The organism is Paraflavisolibacter caeni, assembly GCF_025628885.1.
Classification (GTDB): domain Bacteria; phylum Bacteroidota; class Bacteroidia; order Chitinophagales; family Chitinophagaceae; genus Flavisolibacter; species Flavisolibacter caeni.
Map to the genome: position 1 here is coordinate 146,598 of NZ_JAOTIF010000006.1, position 12,580 is coordinate 159,177.

Annotated in this window: 6 protein-coding genes; all 6 read left to right on the plus strand. The window is 41.2% G+C overall.

Annotated features, from left to right (window positions below; all coding sequences use genetic code 11):
• Positions 1-93 precede the first annotated feature (93 nt).
• Entirely contained in the window at positions 94-927 is an 834-nt protein-coding gene (locus tag OCK74_RS10775) for a phytanoyl-CoA dioxygenase family protein (protein WP_279297042.1), read from the plus strand.
• Entirely contained in the window at positions 924-1,775 is an 852-nt protein-coding gene (locus OCK74_RS10780; RefSeq protein ID WP_279297043.1) for a sugar phosphate isomerase/epimerase family protein, read from the plus strand. Before OCK74_RS10775 ends, OCK74_RS10780 begins: the two co-directional genes overlap by 4 nt.
• Positions 1,772-4,660, plus strand: a complete 2,889-nt coding sequence (locus OCK74_RS10785; RefSeq protein WP_279297044.1) for a glycosyl hydrolase — start codon at positions 1,772-1,774, stop codon at positions 4,658-4,660. Before OCK74_RS10780 ends, OCK74_RS10785 begins: the two co-directional genes overlap by 4 nt.
• Before the next feature lie 145 nt (positions 4,661-4,805).
• Positions 4,806-10,319 (plus strand): GAF domain-containing protein, encoded by a 5,514-nt coding sequence (locus OCK74_RS10790; RefSeq protein ID WP_279297045.1) that lies wholly within the window; start codon positions 4,806-4,808, stop codon positions 10,317-10,319.
• A gap of 53 nt (positions 10,320-10,372) precedes the next feature.
• Positions 10,373-10,753: a response regulator transcription factor gene (locus OCK74_RS10795; RefSeq protein WP_279297046.1), complete on the plus strand. Its 381-nt coding sequence runs from the start codon at positions 10,373-10,375 to the stop codon at positions 10,751-10,753.
• 44 nt (positions 10,754-10,797) lie between these two features.
• Positions 10,798-12,477, plus strand: coding sequence for an adenylate/guanylate cyclase domain-containing protein (locus tag OCK74_RS10800; protein ID WP_279297047.1), 1,680 nt, complete (start codon positions 10,798-10,800; stop codon positions 12,475-12,477).
• Positions 12,478-12,580 lie beyond the last annotated feature (103 nt).

Sequence of the window (12,580 nt, forward strand, 5' to 3'; positions counted from 1 at the left end):
TCGGTCTCATATCATATAAATGTGTGAAACACATTGTATGCGCTCATAGCCATTAACCGGAGGGTAGTTGATAACCTTAAAACAGTTTCAATCATGAACTTCCAACTAAACGAAACCCAAATTCAAAACTATCAGGCAAACGGATATATTGTTATTGAAAATTTCCTGTCGCCGGAGGAATTGGATCATTGGCGCAAAGCAGTTACCATTGCTGTAGAGGAAAGAGCAGGCATAAAGATTCCTGGTAAGGACATCAAAATTGGCGAAGCGGATGGAATCAACGTAGATTCCGATTATTACGTCAAAGTATTTGACCAGATATTGAATCTTTGGCAAACCAATGAATTGGTAAAAGAGCTGATGCTGGATCAGCGGATCGGACAGATGGCCTCACAATTATCCGGGGCCGATGGCATTCGCATCTGGCACGACCAGGCATTGATCAAACGCCCGTGGGCTAACCCCACAGCTTGGCACTTGGACACTCCTTTCTGGTCTTTCTCCGATAACCGTGCCATTTCCATATGGGTGGCTTTAGATGATGCTACCTTGGAAAATGGATGCTTGTTTTTTATACCCGGCTCTCACAAACTGACAAGTTTTGATAGAATAACGATCGGAAGAAATATGGATGGCATTTTTGACGTCTATCCTCAATTAAGAAATTGTAGTTCCGTGGCGGCCCCCATGAAAGCAGGCAGTTGTTCTTTTCATAATGGTTTGACTGTACATGGTGCCAATGCAAATATGACCAATGGTTTCCGCCGGGCCATGACCTGCGCTTATATGCCTGATGGCAACCAGTTTAACGGCGAACCCAATATTTTACCTGATGAATATTTACAACGTTTGAAGATTGGAGATCTGTTGAATAATGATGAACAAAACCCGCTGATTTATAAGGCTCCAACACCAGTGAACGCATGAAAATAAAATTCCTTTGTCCCAGGTGGGGTTTTGAGCATACAGACTGGGATATTTTTCTCACCGATGTAAAGATGGCCGGATATGCAGGGATTGAATGGTTCCCTTATGGTGAAAATGCAGATCCTCAAAAAGTGATCAATTTATTGCAACAACATCAACTGGAGTTTGCGATTGTCATGACCGTAACAGGAAACCACGAGCATTTTAAAGATTATTTAGCGGCATTAAAAGTTCAATTACTCGATCTCTCTGCAATGCGCAGTCCTGTTTTAAGTCCATTACACATTAGTGCGCAAACCGGAAGAGAATATTTCACTGAACAGCAAATTGAAGAATGCCTTGAATGTTGCACTACCGTGAGTAAGCAAACCGGTATCCCAATTTATCAGGAAACACATCGCAATAAATGGACCTATGCAGCGCACCTGGTTCACCCTTTTTTGGAGAAACATCCTTACCTGCATTTGACCTTGGATGTTTCTCATTGGTTTTGCGTTTCGGAAAGTTACCTGGAAGACCAGGAACCGGCTGTAAATAAAGCCATTCAACATGCCCGGCATATTCATGCCAGGGTCGGACATACAGAAGGACCACAGGTATGGGAGCCCTCTGCGCCTGAATATACAGAAGCTCTGGAAGCTCACCTGAAGATCTGGGATAAATGGATAGATACAAGAGTGAAGGATGGAGCAACCCATTGTACAATCACACCAGAATTTGGACCGCCTCCATATATGGTTTTCGCGAATAGAAAAGGTACTCCCCAACAGGAACAATGGAGATTGAATGACTGGATGAAATCATTATTGGAGCGACGCTACCAGGAAATTATAAATCAATCTATTTGAACAGGAGAAGTTTTATTGTACAAGGTTCATTGGTGACCTTTGGCTATCCTTTCAGGAAGTTGCTGTCATTTCCCGAAGCTGGTGAAGCGGGAACCAACTTGTATGCGATCTTTAAAAATCCCGCTTCTATGTACAGGCCGTTTGTGCGTTGGTGGTGGACTGGTGATAAAGTAGAACGTAGCGAATTAGAAAGAGAGCTTCACCTGTTGAAGGAGGCTGGTATCGGCGGCGTAGAAATCAACCCGATTAAATTTCCTGCAAGAACTAATGATTTAGACAAGCCTGCTCTTCAATGGTTGAGTCCCGAATGGATCGATTTATTGAAATTCAGTTGCGAAGAGGCCAAAAAGCTGGATATGACCTGCGACTTGATTGTTGGATCTGGATGGCCTTTTGGAGCCGAGTGGCTGAAAGGAGAAGAAAGATCACAGGCTGTTGTCATTGGTGCTAAAAACCTGGAAGGTCCAATGAATTATGAGGTATCGCTTTTTGATCTTTTAAAAGAGGCCGACCCATCTATCAGTTCTCCTTTTTCCGGGCGAAGAATGGAAATGCTTTCGCTTTTATTGGCCCCAGCCGTGATCAACAGGATAGAAGAGGTAAAAGATCTGTCTGATCAAATTTCAACTGAAACAATTCACTGCAAGATCCCCGAGGGAAAATATGTATTGTATGTTTTGGTGAAGATCCATGGTTTTATGCAGGTGATCCAGGGAGCTCCCGGTGCTACAGGTCCTGTGCTCAATCATTTCAATAAAGAAGCAGTTCAAAAATACCTCGCAACAATGAGCGATTCTATACAGAATCGAATTGGGCCTCTTTCCAATCAGATCCGTTCTTTTTTTACCGACAGCCTTGAACTGGAAGGAGCCAATTGGTGTGCTGATATGTTAACTGAATTCCATGCACGCAGAGGATATGACCTTGCGCCCTGGTTGCCTTTTATTTTATTCAAGATCACTTCCATGGGCAATACTTTGTACAAGCCAGTACTACCATACAATATTTACGAATCAGATGTCTATGATAATCCTCCGATCGTAGAATACGGAGCTGGACAGGGCCCTGAATTTAAGCTCATGATACAGCGAATGAGGTATGATTTTGAACGGACAAAAGCTGAATTGATCCGTGAAAGGTTTTTCCTTCCATTGCTTGACTGGTGTAAGGAAAACAAGGTGAAGTCACGCGTACAGGCATATGGAAGAGAATTTTTCCCCTTGGAAAACAGCTTTGATGTCGACATACCTGAAGCAGAAACATGGATACGGCCAGGACTGGGCTCCAGGATAAGCGATGCAGATTATAGAGTGGGAAGAGCCTACACAGTAATGAATAAATATGTTTCTTCCGCAGCTCATTTGAAAGGTAAAAGGAAAGTAAGCTGTGAAGAGTTGACCAATATTCACCTGGTCTTTAATGAAACACTGGAATTAATGAAAATTGCTGGCGATCAAAGTATTATTTCTGGTACTACACATCCCGTCTTTCATGGCTTCAATTATTCACCACCCAATGCAGCTTATCCGGGTTGGGTGATCTATGGAACGTTCATCAATGAACGAAATCCATGGTGGCCCTATTTCAGGCAATTTACTGATTACAAGGCAAGGCTCACCGCGCTTTTAGAACAGGCTATAATGTTTGCTGATATAGCTATTCTACCTGCTACAGCCGATCTTTGGAGTATCTATGGCGCACAGAATGATCCCTTCCCGCTAACCATGCACCCCCAATGGCAAACCTTGGTATGGGAATCCATTCACCAGAACGGCAATGCCTGTGATTATATTTCTGAAAGCGTGATCCGGGATGCCTCCATTCAGAATGGCACATTGGTTTATGGCCCGCGAAAATATCGAAGCATTTTTTTAACGCAGGTGGAATCATTAGAACCCTCTACTGCGAATAAATTATTTGAATTTGTGACCTCGGGTGGAAGGATCTTTTTCATTGACAGTTTTCCCAGCAAAGCTCCTGGATGGAAGGATCACGAACAAAGAGATAAAGAAGTGCAGGAATGTATGGAAAAAATAAAGAGCTATACAGACCGTTCCATTTTAGTAAATAAACCAGGTAAAGATCATACCGGTTGGTTTAAAGCAATCCAGGAAATATACAAGATCAGTCCTTATGTTCAAATTGATTTTCCTGACAAGTTTGTATCACAGGTCAGGTACCAGGCAAAAGATGTTGAATTATTGCTGTTCATTAATTCCAATATGAATGCTTCTTATAAAATCAACATTACTCCTTCGTCTTCCATTGTTTCAGGAAAGCAACCTTGGCTATGGGACGCGGAGACTGGAGAACGATACAGCTTAACTTTTCACTCCGGTAGTCTATCTCTCGATTTAGGGCCAGCCGATTTAAAATTGTTGGTATTTGATAAGGAGAAAAAAGGACCTGTATTTAAGCCGGTAAAGAGCAATGATCAAACAGCACTGTTGATTACCAATCCATGGTCAGTCACAGGACGACATGTGAATGGTACAATCATTACAAAAGAATTGGAAAAACTGAGCGACCTGAAAGAAATTCCGGACTGGGTAAATTTTTGCGGTACCGTTATCTATCAGAATAGTTTTATAGTAGAGGATCAGACTAAAATTGAATACCTGGACCTTGGAAAGGCTTTTGGTGTATCGGAATTATTTGTAAATGGCAGGAATGCAGGTGCCAAGTGGTATGGAAGGAGGATTTATCCTGTCAAAGAATTGATCAGGAACGGGAATAACACAATTGAAATTAAATTAATAACTACAATGGGCAATTATATGAAAAGTCTAACCGATAACCCCATTGCTCAGTATTGGACAAATCAAGGCAGAACAACTCAGCCATTGCAATCTACGGGCTTGCTCGGCCCTGTTACTCTTTATTAATCAATCACCCTTTCTTTTCCCTTATCTGTCATTTTGTATTAAATTTACTAATAGCAAGGTTAGTTCCTACCTGGGTATAAACTTGGAAACTTAATGGTCCTTTCCTCTTTGGAAGCGCTTACACTTCATTGATAACAAGTTTGTTATGAAGAATAATTATTGCTTGCCATTTGGAAGATGTCTTCTTTTTTATTGGAAGATCTTCATAGTTTTTTTCTTGCTCATACCATTTATTTCTGTTGGCCAAAACAATGCGGAGGATGGATTACCCTTTATTACGAACTTCTCTGCAAAAGAATATAAGGGCTCCCCTCAAAACTGGGCCATCATACAAGACAACCGAGGCGTCATGTACGTCGCCAACTCTTTTGGATTATTGGAATATGACGGAGTGAAATGGAGAAATATTAGATCTAGCGCCAATGACAATGGAGTGGTCAGATCCTTGACAAAAGATAAAAACGGGCGGATTTATTACGGTTCATACAATGATATGGGTTACCTGAAGCCGGATAGCTTAGGACAATTGCAATTTCATTCATTGTTCAATTTTATACCGGCCCCCTATAAAAATTTCAATGATATCTGGACCATTCATGTAGCAGACAATGGGATTTACTTCCAGGCAAGGGAGTGGATTTTCCGGCTACAACCAGTGATTTCTGGTGATAAAGAAAACTGGAAGGTGAAAGTATGGAAACCCGATACAAAATTCATGTTTGCTTTTAATCTCGATGGTACCTACTATGTGCACCAGCAGAATAAAGGTTTAATGAAAATGGTAGCCGATTCGCTGATGCTGATTCCCGGAAGTGAGGTTTTGGGTAATGAGCGGATGCAGGTGATGTTGCCTTTCCCTTCAAGTAGTGGGAAGAAATATCTTTTGGGACAATTTTATGGTGGTCTGTATGTTTATGATGGTAAAAATTTCCAGCCTTTTACATCAGAAGCTGATCCTCTTATTAAATCTGGTACCTTATACAAAGGGACGCTCTTGAAAGATGGAAGATTTGCCTTGGCCATTGCAGGTAAAGGACTTGTCATTTTGGATGCCAAAGGGAAAATGCAACAATTGATCAATCGGGACGTAGGCTTGCAGGACGAATCGGTTTATGCAGTCTATACAGACCAGAAGGGAGTGCTCTGGGTTGGACTCGATAATGGGATATCCAGGATAGAGACGGCCTCTCCATTAACACAGTTTACTACTCAATCCGGCATTAAAACGGCTGTCCTTTCTATAAAGAGACATGACGGTGATCTCTATCTAGGAACTTCCAATGGCTTAATGCGAATGAACAAGACTGTTGCTAGATTCGAGCTGATAAACGAAATACCTTCTAATCAGATATTCGAATTGGTGCCGGATAACAATACGCTCCTGGTGTCAAGTGATGGACTCTTTTATATTCAAGATAGAAAAGCCCACTTGATTAAGGCTTCAAAAGGAGGAGATCTGCAAATTACTGCACTCAAAATTTTTGACAAATATCCCAATGTACTTTTCGCTGGTGTTCAAGGCGCTCTTGTTGCTTTTTATAGAAATGGTATAGGTTCCGACTGGAAATTTGCTGGCCATATACCTGGAATTACAGATTACATCTGGAGCATCATTAAGACCAGGGATGATAGGCTGTGGGCGGGTACACAGGGGAATGGAGTAATAAGAATTTCTAATCTTTTTGACAAGACTGGTAACTTGACGCTCCAAAATGCAAAAGTAGAGCAGTTCGGACCATCGCAGGGATTATCTCCCGGAGGTTGTGCTGTTTTTTCTATACAAGGCAAAGAATATTTCGTTTCCAATTCAGGTGTTTCCCGTTACGATGAAAACAGGAAGCGGTTTATTCCTGACAATAGCTTTGGTCCAATGGGTTACGGCCATGATCCCAATGAGTATGCAATGGTTCCTGATAATAAAGGACGGATTTGGATTTGCTTTGGAAAAGAAGTGGCTCTGGCTACCTTGAAAGCCGATGGAAAATACCGGATGGAAAAAACACCTTTTCTTCCATTTGCTGATAGGGTGATAAGCGAAATTTACCCGGAAGATGACGGAACAGTTTGGTTTGCCTCGACGGATGGTTTGATCCGGTACGATGAAAAGATACAAAAAGACTATAGAGAGCAATATAAAACACTTGTTCGCAATGTAATGGCCGGTCAACAAACCCTGGACATTTCCAGCAATACAAATGAAAAAGGGCAACAGCCTTCTTTAAATTATAAGAATAATACCTTCCGCTTTGAATATGCTGCACCTTATTTCCAACAGGAACAAAAAACTCAATACCAAACCTGGCTCGAAGGATTTGAAAACACTTGGAGTGATTGGGGAAGCAATAATTATAAAGAATATACCAATCTGTCCGAAGGAAGATATAAGTTTCATGTCCGTGCAAGAAACGTGTACCAGCAGATAAGCGAGGAGGCTGTTTACTCATTTAATATACAACCACCTTGGTTTCGCACTCCGTTGGCTTATGCATTATATGCTTTAGTCCTCGGTAGTTTGATTTTTGGTATAGTTCGTTATCGTACACACCAATTACATGAGAAGCACCGTGAGTTAGAAAAAACAGTATCGGAACGGACTGCCGAGTTAAGACAACGAATAGAAGAATTGGCTGTTATCAACAGTGTACAGGAGGGACTGGTAGCCCAAATGGATATACAGACCATTTATGAACTAGTTGGGAACCGTATTCATGATTTATTCGATGTGCAGGTTATTGCGATTGCTGTATTTGATCATGAGACCGGGATGGAACTTTTCAAATACGTGATCGAAAAAGGAGTACGGTATTATCCTGAACAACGCCCACTTGACAAATTACGACAACATCTAATTCAGACACGTCAGAAAATCTTGATTAACAAGAACACGGAAGAAGCTTTTACAAAATTTGGAATGAATGTATTACCAGGAACAGAATTCCCAAAATCAATGTTATTTGTTCCGTTAACAGTAGGTGATAAGATTACCAGTTATGTTAGCCTGCAAAATATAGACAGGGAGGAAGCGTTCAGCGAATCTGATGTGCGTCTTTTGGAAACCCTGGCTAACAGTATGAGTGTGGCCTTGGAAAGTGCACGCCTTTTTGATGAAACAAAAATGTTATTAGCTGAGACCGAAACCGCAAAGAAAAACGTAGAACTTTTAGGTGAGATTGGTAAAGAGATCACTGCCTCATTAGATTTTGAAACCATCTTTTACAAGCTTTACGAAAACATTAACCAGTTGACCGATGCCACCATCTTTGGTATTGGTATTTACTCGCGCGAGGAACAGCGGATCGACTACAAGTTTGCCATCGAAAAAGGCAAACGCTATGAGCCATACAGCCGCGATACCACAGATAAAAACCAGTTCCCAGTATGGTGTATTGAAAACCGCCAGCCAGTACTGATTAATGATGTTGCCCTGGAGTACAGTCGATATATAAATCACTACAAGGAAAAAAATCTTTATCTGGAAGATGGCTCACTGGCAGAAGATCCTTTGTCTTTTATCTATTTGCCATTGATAGTACAGGATCGGGTTTTGGGAATCATTACCATTCAGAGTTTTAAGAAGAATGCCTACTCAGAGTACCATTTGAATCTCTTGCAAAACTTGGCCACTTACACCGGTATCGCACTGGATAATGCAAGTGCTTACAGGAAATTGAACGAGCGGGAACAAGAGATTGCTGCGCGTGCTGCTGAACTATCCACAGTGAATAGTATCAGCCAGGCACTGGCCTCCAAACTGGAGCTTGATTCACTGATTCAATTGGTAGGCGACCAGATGCAGCAGCTATTTAAAGCAGATATTGCTTACCTGGCATTACTCGATCAAAAAACCGGAATGATCAGTTTCCCTTACCAATATGGGGAAAAATTACAACCGCTTCAATTGGGTGAAGGATTAACTTCTCAGATCATTCTGACCGGTAAGCCGCTCCTGATAAACAAAGATGTGAGCGAACTCACCGCAGAACTCGGTATATCCCGTGTTGGCATTCCGGCAGCTTCTTATCTCGGCGTGCCTGTTCCCGTTGGAGATGAAATCATAGGCGTGCTCAGTGTGCAAAGTACCCAGCAGGAAAATTGGTTTAATGAAAAAGACCAACGCTTGCTCAATACAATTGCTGCGCATGTGGGAGTGGCTTTACGTAAAGCCCGGTTGTTTGAAGAAGTGAAACAGGCCAACCTTGAGGCTGAGGCTGCCCGCAAAATTGCTGTGCAGGCCAATGAAGCAAAGAGTGCCTTTCTGTCCACGGTTAGTCATGAACTACGCACTCCTCTTACTTCCGTACTTGGATTTGCCAGGATCATTAAAAAAAGACTGGATGAAAAGATCTTTCCTTTTACAGATGTTTCCGATCCAAAAACTGAAAAGGCCAAACAGCAGGTTTGCGACAATTTGGAAGTGGTAATAGCAGAAGGTGAACGACTGACCCACCTGATAAATGATGTCCTTGATTTAGCTAAAATAGAAGCCGGCAAGATGGAGTGGAATACAGAAACTATTGCTATGGAGGAAATTGTAGAAAGAGCAATAGCCGCTACATCGGCACTCTTTATCAATAAAAACATCACACTCGAAAAAGAGGTGGTCAAAGATTTGCCAATGGTAATAGGCGACCGCGATAAACTGATACAGGTAGTAGTGAACCTTATTTCTAATGCTGTGAAGTTTACACATGAAGGGGCTGTTCGATGCAGTGTTGCCCAGAAAGATGATGAAATTATAGTGAGTATTTCTGATACTGGTATTGGGATCGCTAAAGAGGATTACAAATCGGTATTTGAAAAATTTAAACAGGTTGGCGACACCTTGACAGATAAACCTAAGGGAACAGGTTTGGGCTTGCCTATATGCAAGGAAATTGTTGAACATCATGGTGGACAAATATGGCTGGAGAGTGAATTGGGCAAGGGAAGTACTTTCATTTTTTCTATTCCATCGATCTCTGAAAAAGAGCCGGTACTAAAACCGATCCAGTTAGACAAATTGATGAAGCAGCTGAAAGATGAGATGAAAAAATCAAAACTGAACAATAAAGAAAGAACAGCGACAATTCTCGTGGTTGATGATGATACATCTATCCGCTCATTACTGCAACAGGAATTAGGAGAACTGGGGTACCGTATTGAAGAAGCTACAAATGGAAAAGAAGCATTGGAAAGTATTCGTAAGCACCGGCCAGACCTCATCATTCTGGATGTAATGATGCCCGAAATGAATGGCTTTGATCTAGCTGCCATTCTTAAAAATGATCCTCAGACCCTGGACATACCTATAATTATGTTATCCATTGTGCAGGATAAAGCAAGGGGCTATAGGGTCGGAGTAGACCGTTATCTCACAAAACCAATTGACACCACCCAGCTTTTTGCAGAAGTCGGTAATTTATTGGAACAGGGTAAATCAAAAAAGAAGGTAATGGTGGTGGACGAGGATAATTCGACAGTCCGTAGCCTTTCAGAAGTGTTGCAGACAAAAGGCTACCAGGTAGTAGAATCGGATGGAAAGGAACTTGTCGAAAAAGCAATTACCAATCAGCCTGATATTATTATTTTAAATTCCTTGTTAAATGGAAGACAGGAAATCGTTCAGACTCTTCGATTTGAAAAAGGGTTAGAGAATGTAGTGTTTGTGTTGTATCAATAAACACTTGAAAAGGACAACACGTTGCTTCGATGTAAATAATCAAAAACAAGAACATGTCACAAAAATTATTGATCGTTGATGATGAACCACACATCCGGATGTTGATTGAACAAACACTGGAAGAACTAGAGGATGAAGACGTTGATTTCCTGACTGCAGACAACGGGGAAACGGCTTTGGAAATCATCTGTACTGAAAAACCAAAACTGGTCTTTTTGGATGTGATGATGCCCAAAATGAATGGTATGGAAGTTTGCCGAAAAGTGAAAAAGGAATTAGCCGTTGATGGAACTTATATCATCCTGCTGACTGCTAAAGGGCAGGAACTGGATAAGCAAAAAGGCCTGGAAGTGGGGGCCGACTTATACATGACTAAACCTTTTGATCCGGAGGCCTTGTTAAAAAAAGCAAAGGAGGTATTAGGATTGGAGTAATCAGTAACAAACATCAATAATTCAACATTATTCGATTAATCGAGATGTCTAAACTTACACTCAGGAATTTCCTCGGAAAAAATAAAGATGCCTTAGCTGCAGTTGTCACATTGCTGGAAGAATTGAACGCCGCTGTATTTATTGAGGATTTAGAAGGACATTTGTTGGTGGGAAAAACTTTTGATGCACCTGCTCATCAATACGAATTGGTGGCAGGTGAGGAACTGCTTGGTTATGTGAAAGGAGATGAAAAAGCGTTTATTGTGAGCAAACTCTTTTCTGTTATCCTGGCCAAAGAATCCGAAAAGAAAAAACTGGGAAATGAAGTTTTGAATGTATACCAGGAGCTAAACCTGATCTTCAATTTTTCAGAGAGATTGGCAGAAGCTATTGAGCCAGGAATTATTGCACAAATAGCACTTGATGAAGCTAGGCATCTGATTGAGGCAAGCGCGGGAATGGTGCTTCTTCAAAATGAACGAAAAGAATCGCTGGAGCTCTTAGCTTCCTTTGGCGACTTGTTTTTCGGATCTTCAGAATTTCAGAATAAAAGTGGATTACTGTTTAATATTTTGAAGGGTGCACAACCCGAGATCATCAGCGATTTTTCGGAGATCATAGGGGAAGGAAGTAGTAATTATCCAATAAAAGAATTGATCTATGCACCTCTTAAAGTAAAGCAACGGGTGATGGGAGTGATCATTTTAGCAAATGATCAACCTGTATTGTACACAGCCGGCCATTTGAAATTGTTGACCACGCTTGCCCTTCAATCTTCTTCAGCTATTGACAGCGCCCTGCTTTATGAAAAAAACATCTGTGAAGTACGTGAGCGCGAGGAAGCAATGAAACGAATTCATGAAGTGACCAATAAATTCGTACCATATGAATTTATACACGCGCTGGGTAAGGAAGTACTTACAGATGTAAAGCTGGGTGATCAAACAGAAAAAATTGTGACCGTTCTTTTTACCGATATCCGTGATTATACAACATTAGCGGAAAAAATGACACCTGAAGAGAACTTTAGTTTCATTTCTTACATTAACGAGCTGCTGGGCCCTATCGTTCACGAGTTTCACGGCTTTATCATTCAATATTTGGGAGATGCCATAATGGCCATTTTCCCCGGAAAGGCCATGGATTCCGTTGCCGCAGCAGTAGCTATACAAAGAGCAGTTGAGATATTCAACAGTGAACAGGTATTAAAAAAATTGCCTGCTATTCAAGTTGGTATTGGCATGCATACCGGACCATTGATTATGGGGATAATAGGTGACGGGCATCGCCTGGCACCTGCAATGATTTCTGATACCGTGAATACAGCTGCACGTATCGAAAGTCTTACGAAATTTTATAAGGCTGATATTTTGTTAAGTGAGGCAACCTTGCAAGCATTGGATAATCAGGAGGACTTTCTTTTTAGGTACTTGGGGCTGGTTCAATTGAAAGGCAAAAAAGCACCTACGGGTATTTTCGAATGTTTTAGCGGGAATAAGGAAAATGATTTGAAAAAGAAGATGGCAACTCTGGGCACTTTTAATGAAGGATTATCCTTTTATCTAAACAAATCTTTTGTGAAGGCAGCCAGTGCTTTCCACAATGTGATCGAAATTCATCCTGATGACCATACAGCAAAACTATTCCTGAGTAAAGCCGCCAAATATATTTCAGCCGAAGTCCCTGAGAATTGGACAGGGGTAGAGGAAATGATTATAAAATAAACTTCGGTCTAAAGCTCTGTTGCTTTTACCAGCCTGCTATAATCTTTTTATATATTGCAATCCGCAAATAAGTGGATTGTCATTGGTATTGATAATAAAATGA

Excerpts from the sequence above, each read along its gene's own strand:
- OCK74_RS10775 (WP_279297042.1), top strand. The coding sequence starts at position 94 with ATGAACTTCCAACTAAACGAAACCCAAATTCAAAACTATCAGGCAAAC.
- OCK74_RS10780 (WP_279297043.1), top strand. The coding sequence starts at position 924 with ATGAAAATAAAATTCCTTTGTCCCAGGTGGGGTTTTGAGCATACAGAC.
- OCK74_RS10790 (WP_279297045.1), top strand. The coding sequence starts at position 4,806 with ATGAAGAATAATTATTGCTTGCCATTTGGAAGATGTCTTCTTTTTTAT.
- OCK74_RS10795 (WP_279297046.1), top strand. The coding sequence starts at position 10,373 with ATGTCACAAAAATTATTGATCGTTGATGATGAACCACACATCCGGATG.
- OCK74_RS10800 (WP_279297047.1), top strand. The coding sequence starts at position 10,798 with ATGTCTAAACTTACACTCAGGAATTTCCTCGGAAAAAATAAAGATGCC.